The sequence below is a fragment of the Pseudoxanthomonas sp. GW2 genome (assembly GCF_000283075.1).
In the GTDB taxonomy this organism is placed as follows: domain Bacteria; phylum Pseudomonadota; class Gammaproteobacteria; order Xanthomonadales; family Xanthomonadaceae; genus Pseudoxanthomonas.
In genome coordinates, this window is sequence record NZ_ALIP01000138.1 from 1 (window position 1) to 18,449 (window position 18,449).

Annotated in this window: 15 protein-coding genes and 1 pseudogene; 7 read left to right on the forward strand and 9 right to left on the reverse strand. The window is 71.0% G+C overall.

All coding sequences use genetic code 11. The features are described from left to right. The 3 genes from B351_RS16805 to B351_RS0112685 all read left to right on the forward strand — a co-directional run. Positions 1 to 275, forward strand: a 275-nt coding sequence (locus B351_RS16805; protein WP_039731622.1) for a thioredoxin family protein, incomplete at its 5' end; no start/stop codon positions are given. Next, the gene (locus tag B351_RS0112680) at positions 272 to 748 is read left to right on the forward strand and encodes a TlpA disulfide reductase family protein (protein WP_019399405.1); all 477 of its coding nucleotides are present in this window, start codon (positions 272 to 274) and stop codon (positions 746 to 748) included. The genes B351_RS16805 and B351_RS0112680, both read left to right, overlap by 4 nt. Before the next feature lie 41 nt (positions 749 to 789). Then, a complete protein-coding gene (locus B351_RS0112685) occupies positions 790 to 1,368 on the forward strand; it encodes a YceI family protein (RefSeq protein ID WP_019399406.1) in 579 nt (192 codons plus the stop codon). A gap of 208 nt (positions 1,369 to 1,576) precedes the next feature. Here the strand turns inward: B351_RS0112685 and B351_RS0112690 are convergent, their stop codons facing one another. The 8 genes and pseudogenes from B351_RS0112690 to B351_RS0112725 form a co-directional block, all read right to left on the reverse strand. Continuing rightward, the gene (locus tag B351_RS0112690; RefSeq protein ID WP_019399407.1) at positions 1,577 to 2,563 is read right to left on the reverse strand and encodes a LysR substrate-binding domain-containing protein; all 987 of its coding nucleotides are present in this window, start codon (positions 2,561 to 2,563) and stop codon (positions 1,577 to 1,579) included. Positions 2,564 to 2,797: 234 nt separating this feature from the next. Further along, positions 2,798 to 3,355: an Ax21 family protein gene (locus tag B351_RS0112695; protein ID WP_019399408.1), complete on the reverse strand. Its 558-nt coding sequence runs from the start codon at positions 3,353 to 3,355 to the stop codon at positions 2,798 to 2,800. Positions 3,356 to 3,599: 244 nt separating this feature from the next. Further along, positions 3,600 to 5,138, reverse strand: a complete 1,539-nt coding sequence (locus B351_RS0112700) for a tryptophan halogenase family protein (RefSeq protein ID WP_019399409.1) — start codon at positions 5,136 to 5,138, stop codon at positions 3,600 to 3,602. Continuing rightward, positions 5,138 to 6,118, reverse strand: a complete 981-nt coding sequence (locus B351_RS17680) for a cupin-like domain-containing protein (protein WP_050992209.1) — start codon at positions 6,116 to 6,118, stop codon at positions 5,138 to 5,140. Before B351_RS17680 ends, B351_RS0112700 begins: the two co-directional genes overlap by 1 nt. Before the next feature lie 215 nt (positions 6,119 to 6,333). After that, a pseudogene (locus tag B351_RS16810) lies at positions 6,334 to 9,351 on the reverse strand (TonB-dependent receptor); the annotation flags it as partial. A gap of 427 nt (positions 9,352 to 9,778) precedes the next feature. Next, positions 9,779 to 10,255 carry a tRNA (cytidine(34)-2'-O)-methyltransferase gene (locus B351_RS0112715; protein ID WP_019399412.1) on the reverse strand — a complete coding sequence of 159 codons (477 nt, stop codon included), beginning with the start codon at positions 10,253 to 10,255 and terminating at the stop codon, positions 9,779 to 9,781. Between the two features lie 87 nt (positions 10,256 to 10,342). Further along, positions 10,343 to 10,750: a hypothetical protein gene (locus tag B351_RS0112720; protein WP_019399413.1), complete on the reverse strand. Its 408-nt coding sequence runs from the start codon at positions 10,748 to 10,750 to the stop codon at positions 10,343 to 10,345. Positions 10,751 to 11,340: 590 nt separating this feature from the next. After that, entirely contained in the window at positions 11,341 to 12,039 is a 699-nt protein-coding gene (locus B351_RS0112725) for an SDR family oxidoreductase (protein WP_019399414.1), read from the reverse strand. Between the two features lie 99 nt (positions 12,040 to 12,138). On the opposite strand from B351_RS0112725, the gene B351_RS0112730 reads away from it, so the two are divergent. From B351_RS0112730 to B351_RS0112740, 3 genes are all read left to right on the forward strand, one after another. Continuing rightward, positions 12,139 to 14,991 (forward strand): pitrilysin family protein, encoded by a 2,853-nt coding sequence (locus B351_RS0112730; RefSeq protein WP_019399415.1) that lies wholly within the window; start codon positions 12,139 to 12,141, stop codon positions 14,989 to 14,991. Between the two features lie 106 nt (positions 14,992 to 15,097). Continuing rightward, positions 15,098 to 15,412, forward strand: coding sequence for a DUF4156 domain-containing protein (locus B351_RS0112735; RefSeq protein WP_019399416.1), 315 nt, complete (start codon positions 15,098 to 15,100; stop codon positions 15,410 to 15,412). Positions 15,413 to 15,505: 93 nt separating this feature from the next. Further along, entirely contained in the window at positions 15,506 to 16,522 is a 1,017-nt protein-coding gene (locus B351_RS0112740) for a 3-oxoacyl-ACP synthase III (protein WP_019399417.1), read from the forward strand. A 96-nt stretch (positions 16,523 to 16,618) separates the two neighbouring features. Here the strand turns inward: B351_RS0112740 and B351_RS0112745 are convergent, their stop codons facing one another. Next, on the reverse strand, positions 16,619 to 17,344 hold the full coding sequence (locus tag B351_RS0112745) for a UPF0149 family protein (protein WP_019399418.1): 726 nt from the start codon (positions 17,342 to 17,344) through the stop codon (positions 16,619 to 16,621). 112 nt (positions 17,345 to 17,456) lie between these two features. Here B351_RS0112745 and B351_RS0112750 point away from each other — a divergent pair, with 112 nt between their 5' ends. After that, the gene (locus B351_RS0112750; protein ID WP_026010691.1) at positions 17,457 to 18,371 is read left to right on the forward strand and encodes an alpha/beta fold hydrolase; all 915 of its coding nucleotides are present in this window, start codon (positions 17,457 to 17,459) and stop codon (positions 18,369 to 18,371) included. The last annotated feature ends 78 nt before the right edge of the window (positions 18,372 to 18,449 follow it).

Consider the following 18,449-nt stretch of genomic DNA (forward strand, 5'->3'; position numbering starts at 1 on the left):
ACATGACCGCCGACTGGTGCGTGACCTGCAAGGCCAACGAGCGCCGGGTGTTCGCGCGCGCGCCGTTCCGGACCGCCCTGCATCGCAGCGGTGCGGTCTACCTCAAGGGCGACTGGACCCGGATGGATCCGGAGATCACCGCGTTCCTGCGCGAGCACGGCGCGGTCGGGGTGCCGCTGTACGTGGTGTTCCGCCCCGGGGGCGCCGGCCGGGTGCTGTCCACCGTTCCCACCGAGGCCCAGGTCGAGGCCGCGCTGCAGGGAGATGCCTCATGAAACGCACGTCCGCCCGCGCGCGCCACCGCCGCTTCGCCTGGCTGCCCCTGGTGCTGTGCGCCGCCATCGCCCAGGCCGCTGCGCCCGCGCACGCGCCGCCGCTGGAGCAGTGGCGCGGCCAGCCGGTGCTGCTGAACTACTGGGCGACCTGGTGCGCGCCGTGCCTGCGCGAGATGCCGGAGCTGGATGCCTTCGCCGCCGCGCAGGCCGGCAAGCGCGCGGTGCAGGTGGTGGGCATCGCCCTGGACGAGCCGGCCAGCGTGCAGGCCTACCTCGCGCGGCGGCCGGTGCGCTACCCGGTGCTGGTCGAGGCCGTGGACTACGGCCAGGCCGGCAGTTCCGCGCGCTATGGCAACCGCCTGGGTGTGCTGCCGTACTCGGTCCTGCTCGACGCGCAGGGCAGGGTGCTGCGCAGCAAGGCCGGCCCGCTCACCGCCGCCGAACTGGCGGCCTGGACGGCGGCGGCGCGCTGAGCCGCCGCCGTGCATTCCTTCCACGACCCCGGAGTCCCGCCATGAAACCGCTGCGCCCGACCCTTGCCGCCCTGCTGCTGGCCGCCACCGCCGGCGCCACCGCCGCACCGCTGAGCTACACCATCGACCCGACCCATACCGATGTGCTGGTGAGCTGGGACTACCTCGGCTTCGCCCGCCCCACCGCGCGGCTGGAGGCCACCGGCACCGTGGTCTACGACCCCGCCAGCCCCGCCACCTCGCGGGTGGACGTGGTGCTGCCGCTGGCGAGCTTCGACGGCCACGTGGAGCGCCTCAACCAGCGCGTGCAGCGCGAGGACTATTTCGATTCCGGGCGCTTCCCCGAGGCGCGCTTCACCAGCCGCTCGGTGCGCGTGGACGGCCAGCGCCTGCAGGTGGCCGGCGACCTGACCCTGCGCGGGGTGACCAGGCCGGTCGAGCTGGAAGCCGTGGTGACCCGCGCCGCGCAGCACCCGGCCAAGGACGCGCCGGCGCTGGGCGTGTCCGCCAGCACCCGCATCCGCCGCAGCGAGTTCGGCCTGGTGCAGCAGCTGCCGCACATCGGCGACGAACTGGAGATCCGGATCCAGCTCCTGGCCCTGGCCGGCGGCGTGCAGTAGGCCTGGCGCCACCACCGCATCCGGGATGCACGCGCCTGGCACGCGCGGCGCTGGCATCCGGATGCGGCTTAGGCTGCGTAGGCCGGGGCGCCGCACTCCAATGGCACCGGCCGTGGCAGCGGCCCGGATCCCGCCAGTCTTCGATGGCGCACGCAGGCGCGGCACGCCTGGTGCGCCCGCCCGCATGGCCTTGGCTACTGCGAGGCGCTCAGCGCCGGCGGCGCAGCAGGGTGCCGGTCTCGCGCCAGTGCGGCACCGGCCATTCCGGCGTGGCCTCGCCGCCGGCGACACGGCGCACGTCGCGCACGTCGGCCCCGACCATGCGCGCGACCAGCTCGGCGGTGTAGTCGCGCAGCAGGCGGTCGCGGCGCAGCAGCAGCCAGGTGGTGCAGGTGGGCAGCAGGTGGTCGGCCGGCAGCGCGACCAGGTCCTCGCCCTGGATCGACTCCAACGCCATCTCCGCGACGATGCCCACGCCCAGGCCGCTGCGCACGTAGGTCGCGATCAGGTCGGCATCGCGCGCGGTGACCGCCACCTGCGGTTCCAGTGCGGCGGCGCGGAACGCGCGCTGCAGCGAGGAACCGGGCTCGCGGCTGGATTCGTAGCTGACCAGCGGGTAGTGCACCAGGTCGTCCAGCTGCAACGGCCGGCCCAGGCGGGTGAGGCGGTGCCGCGCCGGCACCACCACCACCCGCTCCCAGTGGTACAGCGGCAGCCGGATGTCGCCCGGCGGCGGATCACCGCTGCTGCTGACGATGGCCAGGTCGGCCTCGCCGCGCGCCAGGCGGGCCAGCGATTCGCCGTCCCCGCCCGGCGCCAGGTGCATGGCCACCTGCGGGTAGCTGCGCTTGAGCGCGGCCAGCACCGGGGGCAGCACGTGGCGGGCCTGGGTGTGGGTGGTGGCGATGTGCAGTTCGCCGCCGCTCTCGCGGCGCAGGTTCTCGCTCAGCGCGCGGATGTTGGCCGCATGCGCCAGCAGCGGGCGCGCGTGCTCGAGCACGCGTTCGGCCGCCGGGGTCAGCGCGGTGAGGCTGCGCGCACGGCGGGTGAACAGCAGGAAGCCCAGTTCCTCCTCCAGCTGCTTGATCTGCTTGGACAGTCCCGACTGGGTGGCGTGGACCTTGCGGGCCGCAAGCGTGATGTTGAGCCCGGCATCGACGATGGCGGCGAAGTAGCGCAGCTGGGTCAGGGTCATCGCGGGACACGGAGCGTGGTCGCTGCGCGAGTCTGTCATGGCGTCCGGCCCGTGGACCGCCCGCGGCCATGCGCGATGCTCATGACGACATGAGCAGGCGGCCTATGCGCAAGAAAGAGCCCGGCACGAGGCCGGGCTCCGGGTGGCTGGCGCGAGGGAGAGGGGACACGCCAGCACTGTCCCCGCAGGGCGGGCGGGGGAGAGAGACCTCCCGCCCTGCGCGGAGGACGCGGGTTACCAGGTGAAACGCGGGCCCACGAACCACTGGGTGTCGCCATCGACGAACTTCACGTCGCCGCTGATGCCCCAGTTCTGGTTGAACTTGGCGAGCGCGCCGATGCGGCCGTAGAACTCGCCGTCGTACTCGTCGCCGTCCTCGTAGCCGGCCATCACGTAGCCTTCCAGGTTCGGATGCAGCGAGCCGCGCACGCCGACCTCGGCGCTCCAGCCGTCGTAGTCGAAGCCGCGGCCGGCATCGAACTTCTCGTAGGCGACCTTGGTGACCAGGTCGACCGCCGGGGCGACTTCGCGGTTGTAGCCGACGCCGAAGCGGTACTGGTCGAAGTCGACCGAGCTGTGGTCGATCTCCTGGTTGCTGTAGCCGCCGAACAGGTGGAAGTTGGGGGCGATGGCGACCGAGGCGTCCACGCCGAAGCCGTCGGCATCCGCGCCATCGGTATTGGTCGCGGCGTAGCCGCCCTGGACGTAGTTGTACGACACACCATCGGCGGCGCTGGCAGCAAACGGGAGGGTGGCGACCAGGGCCAGGGCAAGCAGGGAATTCTTCTTCATGTACGGACTCTCTTGTCTCGTTGTTATGGGTCAGTGAGCGAAGCGTTCGCGTTCACGGCAGGCGCATTATTCGCCGCCACCTGCAACATGGCCTGAATTCAGAACTGACCAGTACATGAATTACCCGCGCGCCGGGGGAACTTTTCCGCGGCGCCGCCGACCCGCGCCGACGCGCACGCGATTTGTGTGAAACGCTTGGCGGAATCCGGCCGATCGCCGCGCGGGAACGCGCCGGACGGAGCGCTCAGGCGTCCTGCGCGGCAGTGCCGGCCTGCTGCAGCCCCGGCGGCGGGGCCGGCGCGTAGCGGCGCAGGTAATCCATGTGCGCGGGCATGCGTGCCACCGTTTCCAGCACCTGGCGCCGGGCGTCGCCGAGGAAGCGCTGCAGGTCCCCGCGGCCGAGCACCGCCGCGGCCGGATGGTGGCGCGCCGGGACGATGCCCTGGCCCATCATCACCTGGACCCAGGAATTCTCGGCGAACAGCTCGCCCGGCTGGTGGAACACCAGGCCGGTCTCGCGGAACAGGTCGATGCGGTGCTGCAGGGTCGGCGGCAGCCGCATCGAGGCCACCTCCTCCCAGTACGGCGAGTCGCGGCGCTCGGTGGCGTGGTAGTGCAGCACCACGAAGTCGCGCACGTGCTGCAGTTCGGCGTCCAGCTGCGCGTTGTAATCGTCGATGGCGGCCTGGCTGAGCACCCCGGGGAACGACTGCAGCAGGCGCACGATGCCGCGCTGGATCAGGTGGATCGTGGTCGATTCCAGGGGTTCGATGAAGCTGCCGGCCAGGCCCAGGGCCACGCAGTTCTTCTCCCAGCAGCGCTGGCGCTGGCCGGGGCGGAAGCGTACCGGCCACGGCGCGCGGATCACCTCGCCCTCCAGGCTGGAGAGGAAGGCCTCGCGCGCCTGGTCATCGTCCATGAAGCGGCTGGAATAGACGATGCCGTTGCCCACGCGGTGCTGCAGCGGGATGCGCCACTGCCAGCCCGCCGTCCCGGCGATGGCGCGGGTATACGGCACCGCGTCGCGCACCGCGGTGGTCTGGGCGGCGAGGGCGCGGTCGTTCAACAGCCACTGCGACCAGTCGCTGAAGCCCACGCCCAGGGCCTGCCCGATCAGCAGCGCGCGGAAGCCGGTGCAGTCGATGAAGAAGTCGCCTTCGAGCACGTCCCCGCTTTCCAGCTTCAGCGCGCCGATGCAGCCGCTGCCCGGGTCGGTTTCCACCTCGGCGATCTTTCCCTCCACGCGCCGGCAGCCATGGCGCTGCGCCAGTGCGCGCAGGAAGCGCGCGTACAGCGCCGCATCCATGTGGTAGGCGTAGTTGACGTGGTAGTCGGGCAGGTGGGAGAAGCGGTCCTGGTGCGCGGCCTGCAGCTCGATGCAGTAGTCGGCGTAATCGCCGGCCAGGCCCTCCTGCCTGCCGCGCAGCCAGAAGTGCTGGAAGCCGGCCGACCAGTGGTCGCGGCCGCTGCTGCCGAAGGAGTGGATGTAGCGGTGGCCCTGCGCCCTCCAGTTCTCGAAAGAGATGCCCAGCTTGATCGTGCCCTGGGTCGCGGCCAGGTAGTCCTGCTCGCCGATGCCCAGCAGGCGGTGGAAGGTGCGTAGCGGCGGGATGGTGGCCTCGCCCACGCCGACCGTGCCGATCTGCTCCGACTCGACCAGGGTGATGTCCAGCACCCGGCCCAGCGTGCGCGCCAGCGCGGCGGCGGCCATCCACCCGGCGGTGCCGCCGCCGGCGATGACCACGCGGCGGATGGGGGTGGAAGGCAGGCGTGCGTCGTCCATCAGGTCCCCCGTTGCTGCAGCCGTTGCACCAGCTTGGCCCGGATGCGCCGCGCACGCGCCTCGTCCAGCGGACCAAGCACCCCACGCGCGGCCGGCGGCAGGTGGCCGGCCACCTGCCCCTCGTCGTAGCCGAACACGTAGTGCTCGAAGGCGTCGCGCCACAGCGCGCGCTGCTCCGGCGGCAGGCCGCGCAGGCTGGCGATGGCCAGCATCAGGGCGTCCACCGGGTTGTCCATCCACGCCGGCGCGCGCCGCCACCAGTAGTTCACCAGGACGTTGAAGCCCTCCAGGCCTTCCATGTGGTGCCACCACATCGAGGGAATGAACACCGCGTCGCCCGGGCCCAGGTCGGCGGACATGGCGTGGCGCAGCGCCTCGGCGAAGCGCGGGAAGCGCTGCAGGTCCGGGGCGGCCGGATCGACCAGGCTCACCGGCTGCCCGGCCGGGGTGAATTCCAGCGGACCGACGTAGAGGTTGCGCAGCTGCTGCGGTGGGAACAGGGTCACGCGCCTGCGCCCGGCGACCACGCAGGCGATGTTCTCCGGCAGGTCCTGGTGCGCGGCGATGCGGCTGCGGTTGCCGATCCAGATGCTGGCCAGCGGTTCGGCGCCGGGCAGGGCCAGGTCGTTGGCCGCGCGGAACCGCGGCAGCCAGGTGTCGAGCGTGGTGGAGGCGACGTAGATTGCCGGGGGCCGCTCGTGCGCCAGGTACTTGCGCAGGGTGGCCAGGACCACGCCCAGCGGCACCTCCTCGCGGCGGAAATTGAATCCGGCCAGGTCCTCGTCGTAGAAGAAGCGGCCCTCGATATCGGGCGGCCCGACGGTCGCGACCGCCGGCGGCGCATCCGCGCGTTCGCACCCGCGCAGGTAGGCGATGGCGGCTTCGGGCGATTCCCGCGCCGCGGCCACCGCCGGCCAGTGCGCGACCAGGCCGCGCAGGACCAGCGGGCGCGATCCCTGCAGCACCGCCTCGGGCACCATGCCGGGCGCGGCGCCCTCCAGTTCCGGGATCGTCCCGCCCGCCGGGCCGGCGGGGTGTCGGCGATGGATGGCCTGTTCGTCCACGGCGCCAGGTCCTGGAAGGGCGTGGCGGCATCGTGCCGCAGCGCGGGGGTGGAAAGAAAGGTCGCCAGGTCCTTCCGGCGACCCGGAAACCGCCGCGCCCGGGAGGGAGGGCGCGGCGGGTTGCTGCACGGGCAGAAGCGGTAGCGCAGGCCGAACATGTAGCGCGGGCCGGTCTGGGTGGCGTAGCGCACCATGTTGCGGTGGCGGGCGTGGATGCGCTGGGTTTCGTCGGTCAGGTTGATGCCCTCCAGGCTCAGCACCAGGTTGTCGGTGACCGAATAACTGACGATCGCATCCAGCTGGCCGTATTCCTCGGTCCAGTTCGGATTCGGGCCCTGGCCGCCGATGCCGTTGAAGAACTTGTCGCGCCAGTTGTACGCCGCGCGCACCTGCCACCGGTCCTTGTCGTAGAACGCGACCAGGTTGGCGGTATCGCTCAGGCCCACCATCGGGTACTGGGTCTCCAGGCTGGCGTTGTCGAAGGTCAGCCCCGAATCCACCTTGGTGAAGTTGGCGGCCAGGCCGAAGCCGGTTTCGCCGAACACGTGCTGGATGCTCAGCTCGAAGCCGTCGACGTGGTCGCGGCGCTGGTTCACCGGCACGGTGATGTCGAACTGCGCCACCGGATCGCCGGGCAGGCCTTCGATGCTGCCGGTCATCTGCCCGGCCGAGTTGAGGCCGGTGTAGGCCACGCCGGGCTGGCCGTCGAAGTTGGCGAAGATGTAGTCGCGGATGCAGGGCAGGTCGGTCTGGCCGCAACCGCCGGTGGAGGTGGCCTCGTTCCAGTAGGCGCCGCCCACCGGCGTGTGCAGCTCGAACGGCGACTCGCGCAGCACCGTGCTGCTGATGAAGTTGCGCACGTTCTTGCGGAAATAGCCGGCGGACACGTAGCTGGCCTCGCCGTAGTACCACTCCAGCGACAGGTCGAAGTTGCGCGATTCCAGCGGTTCCAGCGCGGGGTTGCCGCGGCTGCCGTTGCCGCCGATGGTACGCACGATGTTGTCCAGGCGCTGGCCGCCCTGGATGTCCTGCCAGCCCGGGCGGCCGATGGTCTCGCTGAAGCTGCCGCGCAGCACCAGGTCGTCGCGGATGTGCAGGGCCAGGTCGAGGTTGGGCAGGAAGTAGTCGTACTCGCCGTCCAGCGTGGTGAAGCCCTGCTCGTCGGCGTACTGCACGTACATCTCGTTGGCCGCCACCCAGCTGATGCCGGTGGGGATGCGCACCAGCGCCGACGACTCCACCTCGGTCTTCTCGTAGCGCACCCCCACCGCCACGTCCAGGGGCATGGACCAGTCGAAGGTGTTGGTCCATTGCAGGTAGGCGCTGCGGGTCTTCTCGGTGGTGCGCAGGTCGTCGGTGTAGTCCGGGCGCATCTGGTAGCAGGACGGGCAGGGCTGGCCGTCCGGCTGCGGGATCTGCGCCGCGCGCTGGCGCAGGCGTTCGAAGTCGAACACCAGGAAGCCGTCGCTCCAGCGCGGGTCGCCGGAGTTGCCGAAGGCGTCGAAGTAGCGCGACATGTGGTCCAGGTACCAGATGCCATCGTCGTAGTCGCCCGGGCTGCCGAGGCCGCCCCAGTTGTCGGCCTGCATCACCGAGGCCGCGGTGCGGTTGTCGACCTCGGTGGCGGACACGCCGAAATCCAGCCCGGAGTAGTCGCCGAACTCGAACCGTCCGCGTACCTGGAACTGCTCGACCTCCGAGCGGTTGTAGCTGTTCTGGAACACCGAGCCGGTGACCACCGCGTCGGCCGGACCGACTTCGTCCATGCCCGGCGGCAGGACCACGTTCACGATCGGGATCTCGCCGGTGTAGTCCACCGAGGTGGTGCCGCGCACGAACGCGGCCACGCCAAGCACGCCGGCCGAGCCATACGGACCGTCGGGGCGCGATTCGGCCTTGGCCTTGTGGTAGTCGAACTCCAGGCCCAGGGCGTCGTTGACTTCCCATTCCACGTTGAAGCCCAGCGAATCGCCGCTGTTCTTCGTGGCCAGGCGCATGCCGCCCATGGAGAGGTCGCTGTTGCCGGCCGGGATGTCCTCCGAGTACCAGGTCGGCGCGGCCACCGGGCCGTCGGTCCAGGAGCTGTCGCCGGGCTGGTAGTTGAACCACACCGACAGCTCGCTGCGCTGCTGCTGGACCTTGTTCTCCATGTAGTTGTAGTCCAGCGTCGCGGTGACCGCGTCGCTGGGCGCCCACTGCAGGGTGATGTTGCCGTTGGTGCGCTGGCGCTGGACGCCGTTGACGCTGTAGCCGGTGTTCTGCGGCCGCGCATAGATGTCGTCGGGGCCGGGACGGTTCTGGATGCGTTCGTAGCCGGGCTCGCCCGGCAGCGGCAGGCGGGTGCCGCTGGTGGCATCGTCGCCGGGGAAGGTCAGCCAGCCGTCGGCCACCGAGGCCTGCGAGAAGCCGGAGTCGCGTTCCTGGTAGCTGCCGCTGACCATGACGCCGAAGGTGTTGTCGGCGAAGGTCTGGCTGAAGATGCCGGACAGCTCGCCGGTGAACTTGCTGCCGGCGAAGCTGCGCGGCAGGTTGTCGACCGAGGTGTCGTGCACCGCCTTGAGCCCCACGCTGCCGAGGAACTGGCCGATGTCCAGCGGGCGGGCGGTCTTCACGTTGAGGGTGGCGCCAATGCCGCCGGTGGGGAGTTCGGCCCGCCCGGTCTTGTGGACCTCGATCGCCGAGATCGCCTCGGCCGCCAGGTTGGCGAAGTCGAACGAGCGCGAGTTGGAGGTGCCGCCGCCGCCCGGGCCGAGGTTGGACGCCGGCATCTGCCGGCCGTTGAGCAACACCAGGTTGTAGTCCGGGCTGATGCCGCGCACGGTGACCTTGGAGCCCTCGCCGCTGCTGGTGCGGTCGATGGACACGCCGCTGATGCGCTGCAGGGCCTCGGCCAGGTTGGTGTCGGGGAACTTGCCGATGTCCTCGGCGACGATGCCGTCGACCACGCCCTGGGCGTCGCGCTTGAGGTTCATCGAGGACGCCAGGCTGGCGCGGATGCCGGTCACCACGACCGTATCCAGTTCGCTCACCTGGTCGGTGGCGGGGGCCTCCTGGGCCAGGGCCTGGGTGGCGGGCGGCGCCAGCGCCACCAGCAGGGCGGTGCTCAGCAGGCGGCGGCGCGGCGGCGCGGCTACACGGGAACGCTTCATGGATCCTTCCCCTCTCTCTCGGCGTTGTGTTGGGTGGACAGGCGCCATGCGCCCGACGGGGCCGGATTTGGATGTCAGGTGACAGCGTTGTCAAGCGAAAAACGCAAAATCGGTCAATCCAGGAAGGATGTAGCGCTAACACCCTTCCTGGCTGTTGCCGTGCAACATGGATTTCCGCATGCGCGCCACAACTGCTGGAAAATCAGCAGGATTCGCGATATGTCCGGGGGGTTGTCCGGGCGTTTCCCGGGTGGACCGGGAATGGCCGGTGGATGTCCCGGCGAGGCATCGGCCAGGACAGCTTCTGTCCTGGCCTTGGCGATATGCTGACAACGTTGACATGGTTGTCACCGCCAGCGGATGCGATGCCGGCTCCGGCGCGGGGGGATCGCGGGGCGGATCGCGCTGGACCCGGGCTGCGGCGGAATCAGTTGCCGCCGGCGAACCCGTGCTGGCGCCAGGCCTCGAACACGAGCACGGCCACGGCGTTGGACAGGTTGAGGCTGCGGTTGCCCGGGCGCATCGGCAGGCGCAGGCGCTGTGCTTCCGGCACCGCTTCCAGGACCGCGTCGGGCAGGCCGCGGGTCTCGCAGCCGAACAGGAAGGCGTCGCCGTCGGCATAGGCCGGCTGGTCGTGGCGGACCTGGCCGCGGGTGCTCAGGGCGAAGAGGCGTCGGGGGGAGATGCGTTCCAGCGCGGTGGCGAGGTCGGGATGGACCTGCACGCTGGCGTATTCGTGGTAGTCCAGGCCTGCGCGGCGCAGCTGCCGGTCTTCCATGCTGAAGCCGAGCGGCTCGATCAGGTGCAGGCGGGCGCCGGTGTTGGGGCAGAGGCGGATCACGTTGCCCGTGTTGGGCGGGATCTCGGGCTGGTAGAGCAGGACGTCGAAAACGGGGGCTGGCATCCGCGGATTCTAGACGTGCCGGCGGACGGGGCGCTGGAGCGCCTTGCGGCCTGCGCCGCGTCCGCCGGTGTCTTCCGCGGCCCGCACTCAGTTACCCATCGCGGCCAGGCCGCCGACGTGGGCCTGGGCCTGCCCGGCCAGGGTGTTGCCGACCCGCACGGCCAGGGCCTCGGCCTGCTCGCGGGCGACGATCGCGGCGCGCTCGGCCAGCTGCTCGGCGGTGGGGCGGACGTAGACCGTGGCCAGGTCGACGATGCGGCCCTGCATGGCCTGCACCGCCAGGTATTCGGCCTTCTGCGCGGTGGTCGGGCGGACCACGACGGCGGGCAGGTCGACGATGCGGTTGGCGGCCAGCTCGGCGCGCAGGGCCGGATCCGGGCGGACCTCGACCGCCGGCAGGTCGACGATGTGGTCGACGCGCGGGGTCTCGGCGGCAAGGGCAGGCGTCGCGGCGAGGGCAAGGGCCAACGAGGCGGCAAGGGTCTTGGCGTTCATCGTGTGCTCCGGTGTCGTTGATCAGTGGTGTGGTAGTAATGTAGTACACCTAAGCAGAGGGTGCAAGGAGAAGATGGGGCTCCGGAACGCTGCTTCAGCATTTATTCAGCAACCCTCGGAGTGCTTCCGGGGAAAGCTGTACAAAGCACGTCGCGTTCCAAGAATTTCTTCTTTCAGATCAATTGGTTGGATTTCTGACCCGGTGTCCGCGGGACGGCGCGGACGTCCGCACGGGGCGGACACCGCGCCGGACAGGGATGCGGACGAGGGTCGTGGTCACCGGTCCGCAGGCCGCAGCAGGGCCGAAATCAGGGACCGGAACGGCCTGGAAGCCGGTGGCGTGTCGCCGCCAGGGCCGGCCGCAGCGCTGGCCCCGTGCAGCTGCCGGCGCAGGGCGTGGAGCGCCAGCCGACGGGGTGGTCGTGCGCCCGTCGCCAGGCCGCGCGGCCTGGCCGGGGAAAGCGGAGGTACGGCAGGAACCGGGAGGGCCGGGGTCGGGCGCCGGAGCGGATTGCAGCCTCAGGCCGGATGCGTGCTTCCGGTTGCGGCCGCCGCCTTCGTAGCGGCCGGCCGGGCCCGGGCAACCGTTCTCACCAGGGCAGGACCGCGCCGTCGGGGCCGAGGAACAGGCCGCTGTCGTCCGGGCCCAGGCGGTCCAGCACCGCCAGCAGCGCGGCGGCGGCCTCCGCCGGCAGGGCCGGGGCGCGCTCGCCGCCCATGTCGGTGCGCACCCAGCCCGGATGCAGGGCCACCACACGGATGCCGCGCGGCTGCAGCGCCCGGGACAGCAGCACCGTGCCCATGTTCTGCGCGGCCTTGCCGATGGCGTAGCTGGGGGTGCGGACCTCGCGGCGCAGCGCCAGCGAGCCGATCTCCGAGGACAGGTTGGCGACGATGCCGCCGTCGGCCAGCAGGTCCGCCAGCGCCTGCACCAGCAGGAACGGGCCGATGGCGTTGGTGCGCAGGCTGGTTTCCAGGTCGGCCTCGGCCACCTGGCCGAAGCGCTCGCCGCCGTGCAGCACGCCGGCGTTGTTGAGCAGCAGGTCCAGCGGCTGGCCGTCCAGCACCAGCGCCAGTTCGCGCGCCAGTTCCCCGCGGCTGCGCGCGGCGGCCACGTCCAGCGGCAGCACGTGCAGGCGCCCGGGGTAATCCCCGGCCAGGGCATTGAGCGCGGCGGCGCGGCCGGGATGGCGGGCGGTGGCGACCACGCGCGCGCCGCGCGCCAGCAGCTGGCGGGTGAACTCCAGGCCGAGGCCGCGGTTGGCCCCGGTGACCAGGCAGTGGCGCATGTCCGTGTCCGCTCCGGCCGGGATGGCTTGTGGCCTAGTGTAAAGGCCGCCCGTGGCGGCTAGCATCGGCGCACCAATCACAGCACAGGGAGCGTCACGATGAGGATCACGCGCAGGCCGCTCGCCGCGGCCCTGGCCATGGCCATCACCGCCACCTTCGGGGTCGCCGGACTGGCCCCGGCGGATGCCGCCACCCGTCCCGCGGCCGGCAGCGAGGTGCTGATCCCGTACGAGGAGTTCACCCTGCCCAATGGCCTGCGCGTGGTGGTGCACACCGACCGCAAGGCGCCGATCGTGGCGGTGAACATCTGGTACCACGTCGGCAGCAAGGACGAACCGGCCGGCCGCAGCGGCTTCGCCCACCTGTTCGAGCACCTGATGTTCAACGGCTCGGAGAACCACCGCGGCGAGTACTTCGAGCCGTTCGAGCTGGTCGGCGCCACCGACATGAACGGCACCACCTGGCTGGACCGCACCAACTACTTCCAGAACGTGCCCACCACCGCGCTGGACCTGGCGCTGTGGATGGAGTCCGACCGCATGGGCCACCTGCTCGGCGCGATCGACCAGAAGGTGCTGGACGAGCAGCGCGGCGTGGTCCAGAACGAGAAGCGCCAGGGCGAGAACCAGCCCTACGGCCAGGCCGACGACCTGATCTACCGCGCGCTGTACCCCAAGGACCACCCGTACCACCACAGCACGATCGGCTCGATGAACGACCTCAACGCGGCCTCGCTGGAGGACGTGAAGCAGTGGTTCCGTGCCTGGTACGGCCCGAACAACGCGGTGCTGGTGCTGGCCGGCGACATCGACGTGAAGACCGCGCGCGAGAAGGTCACCCGCTACTTCGGCCACATCCCCGCCGGCCCGACCCTGGAGCGGATCCAGGCCGGCCCGGTGAAGCGCGCGACCACGCGCGAGACGATGGAGGACAAGGTCCCGCAGGCGCGCATCTACCGCGCCTGGAGCGTGGAACAATACGGCAAGCCGGACCTGGAGCGGCTGCAGCTGCTGGCCCAGGTGCTGGGCGGCAGCCGCGGCTCGCGCCTGGACCGCCGCCTGGTATTCGAGGACAAGCTGGCCGACAAGGTCAGCGCCTACGTGCTGCCGTTCGAGCTGGCCTCCACCTTCTACGTCACCGCCGACGTGCGCCAGGGCGTGGACCCGGCGCAGGTGGAGAAGGCGCTGGACGAGGAAATCGCGCGCCTGCTGGCCGAGGGGCCGACCGCCGAGGAGCTGGGCCAGGCCAAGATCATGACCAAGGCCTCGGTGGTGCGCGGGATCGAGCGCATCGGCGGCTTCGGCGGCAAGGCCGACGCCCTGGCCGAGTGCGCGGTGTACACCGGCAACCCCGGCTGCTTCCGCGACGCCCTGGAGGTGGTCGCCAACGCCACCGTCGAGGAAGTGCGCGAGGCCGGCCGCACCTGGCTGGGCGAGGGTTCGCACACCCTGGTGGTGCTGCCGGGCGAGCGCCAGGCGCTGGCCGAGGAACCGTCGCCGACCCCGGAGCCGTTCAAGCTGCCGCCGCCGGACCGCAAGTACCGCGCGCTGAAGCCGCAGGTGGACCGCAGCAAGGGCGTGCCCATGCCCGACCGCTTCCCGGACCTGAAATTCCCGGCGCTGGAGCGGGCCACGCTCAGCAACGGCACCCAGGTGATCCTGGCCCGCCGCGACGCGGTGCCGGTGGTGCAGCTGAGCTACGAGTTCAAGGGCGGCTTCGCCGCCGACCTGGGCCGCAAGCTGGGCACCTCCAGCTTCACCATGGCCATGCTCGACGAGGGCGCCGGCGAGCTGGACGCGCTGGGCTTCGCCAACCGCGCCGAGTCGCTGGGCGCGGTGCTCGGCGCCGGCGCCACCCTGGACGGCGGCAACGCCTACCTGTCGGCGCTGAAGGAAAACCTGGACGCGTCGTTGCAGCTGTTCGCCGACATGGTCCGCCGCCCGCGCTTCGAGCAGAAGGAGATCGAACGCGTGCGCGCCACCTGGCTGGCCGGCATCGCCCAGGAGAAGGCGCGCCCCAACGGCGCGGCCATGCGCGTGCTGCCGCCGCTGTTGTACGGCCAGGGCCACCCCTACGCGATCCCGTTCAGCGGCACCGGCACCGAGGAATCCATCGCCTCGCTGACCCGCGAGGACCTGCAGTCCTTCCACGCGCAGTGGGTGCGCCCGGACGGCGCCACCCTGATCGTGGTCGGCGATACCACCCTGGAGGAGATCGTGCCGCTGCTGGAGCGCCACTTCGGCGACTGGAAGGCGGCCGCCCCGGCCCCGGCCGCGGTCGACGCCATCCCGGAGGTGGAGCGTCCGCAGGCGGCGGCGGTGTACCTGATCGACCAGCCCGGCGCGGTGCAGGCCACCATCCTCGCGGGCCAGGTCGTGCCCTCGACCAAGGACCCGTCGACCATCGTGTTCGACTTCGCCAACTCGGTGCTGGGCGGCGAGTTCTCCTCGCGCCTGAACATGAACCTGCGCGAGGACAAGCACTGGGCCTACGGCGCCTACAGCTTCACCACCCAGGCCCTGGGCCAGCGGCCGTGGATGGCCTTTGCCCCGGTGCAGATCGACAAGACCGCCGAGGCCCTGGCCGAGCTGGACCGCGAGGTGCGCGAGTACGTCGGCGGGCGCAAGCCGCCGACCCCGGCCGAGGTGGCCAAGATCCAGGCCACCGAGATCCGCAGCCTGCCCGGTGCCTACGAAACCGCGCGCGCGGTGCTGGGCACCATCGGTGGCATCGTCCGCTACGACCGCCCGGACGACTGGGTGTTCCGGCGCAAGGCCCGGATCGAGGCGCTGACCGTGGAGCAGGTGCAGCAGGCGGCCGCCACCCTGGATCCGGACAAGCTGGTCTGGGTTGTGGTGGGCGACCTCAAGCAGGTCGAGCAGCCGGTGCGCGCGCTCAAGCTCGGCCCGGTCCACGTGATCGACGCCGACGGTCGCCCGGTCGCGCGCTGACCCGTGCGCCGGCGCCGTCCCGACGGGCGGCGCCGGCGGTTGTCCCCCTGTTGCACCGAACCATGGCAGGCTTTCCGGCCTGCCTTCACCTTCCCGGAAGACCCGCATGCGCCTTGCCGCCGCCTCCCTCCTGCTCGTCCTCCCGCTGGCCGCCTGCACCTGGGTGCCCTTGCAGCCCCAGGGCAAGGCCGTGCGCGTGATCGCCGCCGGGGCGGCCCCGGCCGGCTGCACCCGCCAGGGCGAGGTCGAGGTCTCGGTCAAGCACAGCGTGGGCTTCTACCAGCGCGACCAGGTCAAGGTCCGCGACGAGCTGGAGAGCCTGGCCCGCAACGAGGCCCCGGGGGTCGGGGCCAACGTGGTCCAGCCGCTGGGCGAGCCGGCCGGCGGGACCCAGCGCTTCGCCGCCTGGCAGTGTCCCTGAACGGGGCACGCCCCGCCCCGTACGTAAAGGTGCGGTGAAGGCGGGCAACCGGTAGAATCGACGCCCCTTTCGCCTTACCGGCGTGGTCTAGCCATGCTTTTCAAGAACGTCTCGATCGCGGGGCTGGCGCATATCGATGCGCCGCATACCCTGACCTCGGAGGAAATCAACGCGCGCCTGAAGCCGACCCTGGACCGCCTCGGCATCCGGGTGGACGTGCTGGGCGACATCGCCGGCATCCATGCCCGCCGCCTGTGGGATGACGGCATGACGGCCTCCGACGTGGCGACCATGGCTGCGCGCAAGGCGCTCGAGGACGCCGGCATCGGCGTGGAGAAGATCGGCTTGCTGGTCAACACCTCGGTCAGCCGCGACTACCTGGAGCCGTCCACTGCCTCCATCGTCTCCGGCAACCTGGGCGTGTCCGAGGAGTGCATGACCTTCGACGTCGCCAACGCCTGCCTGGCCTTCATCAACGGCATGGACATCGCCGCGCGCATGCTCGAGCGCGGCGAGATCGACTACGCCCTGGTGGTGGACGGCGAGACCGCCAACCTGGTGTACGAGAAGACCCTGGAGCGCATGAGCGCCCCGGACGTGACCGAGCAGGAATTCCGCGACGAGATGGCGGCCCTGACCCTGGGCTGCGGCGCCGCGGCCATGGTCCTGTGCCGCCGCGAACTGGCCCCGGATGCCCCGCGCTACAAGGGCGGCGTGACCCGTTCGGCCACCGAGTTCAACCAGCTGTGCCGCGGCAACCTCGACCGCATGGTCACCGACACCCGCCTGCTGCTGATCGAGGGCATCAAGCTGGCCACCAAGACCTTCGCCGCGGCCAAGCAGGCGCTGGGCTGGGCGGTGGACGAGCTGGACCAGTTCGTGATCCACCAGGTCAGCCGCCCGCACACCAAGGCCTTCATCAAGTCGCTGGGCGTGGATCCGAAGAAGGTCATGACCATCTTCGGCGAACACGGCAACATCGGCCCGGCCTCGGTGCCGATCGTGCTGAGCAAGCTCAAGGAACTGGGGCGCCTGAAGAAGGGCGACCGGATCGCCCTGCTGGGCATCGGCTCGGGCCTGAACTGCTCGATGGCCGAGGTGGTGTGGTAGCCCACTCCTGCCCCGCATGACAAAGGGCCGGCTCTGCCGGCCCTTTGCTTTTCCGGCGTCCGGCATCGCTGCCGGGGCCGGGGGGGCGGCGCGGCCTCAGCCGGCGCCGCAGCACTTCTTGTGCTTCTTGCCGCTGCCGCAGGGGCAGGGATCGTTGCGGCCGGGGCCGTCCTCGCGGCGGATCGGGGTGCGCGGAGTCTGTTCGGCGATGTGCTGGTGGTTGAGGTCGGCCAGCATGCCCGGCAGGTCCATGACGATGTCCAGGCGCTCGCGGTAGGCCAGCGGCACCGGCTCCTTCTCCGGGTGTTCCGGATCGACCACCTCGCCGGAGGCCAGGCGCTCGAGCAGGTCGAAGATCTCCTCGATCCACTCGTGCTCGTCCAGCCAGCGGTCCCAGGCCTCCTCGCGCAGGGCCGCGCCCTCGAAGAAGCCCAGCGCCCATTCCCGGCCCACGTCCAGTTCGTCCTCGGCCAGGGCCTCGTCCGCGCTTTCCGGGTCCTCGGGCAGCCACATCAGCGGCAGCAGGTGTTCCGGCAGGTCCTCGCCCTGGCGGGCGCGGGCCACGCACATGTTCCAGTGGCCCTGCAGCAGGGCCTGGACCTCTTCGGCCTCCTCCGGGCTGCCCCAGCTGGGCAGCTTGCCGCCCCAGACCACCGGCTGCCATTCCTCCGGCGGCACCGGCGCAGGTGCCACCGCCAGGGCCGACAGGAAGCCGTCCAGCGCCTCCAGGTTGAAGCCGCGGAAGGGCACGGCGCGCTGTTCAAGCAGGGTGGAGAGGCGTTCGATCTGCGCGTCGTCGAGATAGGGTGGGGGCGTGGCCATGGCGGCTGGAACGGTGGAGGGGCGTGCATGGTAGTCCCTGGCGGGCCGCGGCGGGGCCGTGGCGGGTCCGCGCTGGCCTACAATGCGCGGTTTCCGCGCGAACCTGCTGCCCGTGTCCCAGTTCCCCGGCTACCCCGAGCACCGCCGCCGCTTCGAAGTCCGGCCCGGCATCCACATGTCCTACCTGGACGAGGGCCCGCGCGACGGCGAAGTCGTGGTGATGCTGCATGGCAACCCGTCGTGGAGCTACTACTGGCGCACCCTGGTGGCCGGGCTGGCCGACCGCTACCGCTGCATCGTCCCCGACCACGTCGGCATGGGCCTGTCGGACAAGCCGGACGACCGCCCCACCGCCTCGCCGCGCTACGACTACACGCTGCAGTCGCGGGTGGACGACCTGGAGGCGCTGCTGCGCCATGCCGGGGTCGACGACGCCACCCCGGTGACCCTGGCCGTGCACGACTGGGGCGGGATGATCGGCTTCGGCTGGGCGCTGTCGCATGCGGCCCAGGTCAAGCGCCTGGTGGTCCTCAATACCGCCGCGTTCCCGATGCCGGCGGCCAAGCAGATGCCCTGGCAGATCGCGCTGGGCCGCGACTACTTCGTCGGCGAAGTCATCATCCGCGCGTTCAACGCCTTCTCCGCCGGCGCCTCGTACTTCGGCGTGGAGCGGAAGATGCCGGCCGACGTGCGCCGTGCCTACGTGGCTCCCTACGACTCGTGGAAGAACCGCATCTCCACCATCCGCTTCATGCAGGACATCCCGCTGCGCCCCGGCGACAAGGCCTGGCCGCTGCTGGAAGCGGCCGGCAAGGCGCTGCCGTCCTTCGCCGACCGCCCGGCCTTCATCGGCTGGGGCCTGAAGGATTTCGTGTTCGACCACCACTTCCTCGAGCGCTTCCGCGCCGACCTGCCGCGCGCGCAGGTGCATGCGTTCGAGGACGCCGGCCACTACGTGCTGGAAGACAGGCACGAAGTGCTGGTGCCGGCGATCCGCGCCTTCCTCGACGCCAATCCGCTGGCCTGAGCGGACCACGGGCCGGCTTTCCCTGCGCGGGCTAGCCCGCGCCGCAGGAAAATCCATGCGGCGAATCCCTGCCTTCCC

What these genes read in the sequence shown, in the direction of transcription:
- B351_RS0112740 (WP_019399417.1), top strand. Translation starts at nt 15,506, where the DNA reads ATGCTTTTCAAGAACGTCTCGATCGCGGGGCTGGCGCATATCGATGCG.
- B351_RS0112690 (WP_019399407.1), bottom strand. Translation starts at nt 2,563, where the DNA reads ATGACCCTGACCCAGCTGCGCTACTTCGCCGCCATCGTCGATGCCGGG.
- B351_RS0112680 (WP_019399405.1), top strand. Translation starts at nt 272, where the DNA reads ATGAAACGCACGTCCGCCCGCGCGCGCCACCGCCGCTTCGCCTGGCTG.
- B351_RS0112730 (WP_019399415.1), top strand. Translation starts at nt 12,139, where the DNA reads ATGAGGATCACGCGCAGGCCGCTCGCCGCGGCCCTGGCCATGGCCATC.
- B351_RS0112725 (WP_019399414.1), bottom strand. Translation starts at nt 12,039, where the DNA reads ATGCGCCACTGCCTGGTCACCGGGGCCAACCGCGGCCTCGGCCTGGAG.
- B351_RS0112685 (WP_019399406.1), top strand. Translation starts at nt 790, where the DNA reads ATGAAACCGCTGCGCCCGACCCTTGCCGCCCTGCTGCTGGCCGCCACC.
- B351_RS0112735 (WP_019399416.1), top strand. Translation starts at nt 15,098, where the DNA reads ATGCGCCTTGCCGCCGCCTCCCTCCTGCTCGTCCTCCCGCTGGCCGCC.
- B351_RS17680 (WP_050992209.1), bottom strand. Translation starts at nt 6,118, where the DNA reads ATGGTGCCCGAGGCGGTGCTGCAGGGATCGCGCCCGCTGGTCCTGCGC.
- B351_RS0112700 (WP_019399409.1), bottom strand. Translation starts at nt 5,138, where the DNA reads ATGGACGACGCACGCCTGCCTTCCACCCCCATCCGCCGCGTGGTCATC.
- B351_RS0112745 (WP_019399418.1), bottom strand. Translation starts at nt 17,344, where the DNA reads ATGGCCACGCCCCCACCCTATCTCGACGACGCGCAGATCGAACGCCTC.
- B351_RS0112720 (WP_019399413.1), bottom strand. Translation starts at nt 10,750, where the DNA reads ATGAACGCCAAGACCCTTGCCGCCTCGTTGGCCCTTGCCCTCGCCGCG.
- B351_RS0112715 (WP_019399412.1), bottom strand. Translation starts at nt 10,255, where the DNA reads ATGCCAGCCCCCGTTTTCGACGTCCTGCTCTACCAGCCCGAGATCCCG.
- B351_RS0112695 (WP_019399408.1), bottom strand. Translation starts at nt 3,355, where the DNA reads ATGAAGAAGAATTCCCTGCTTGCCCTGGCCCTGGTCGCCACCCTCCCG.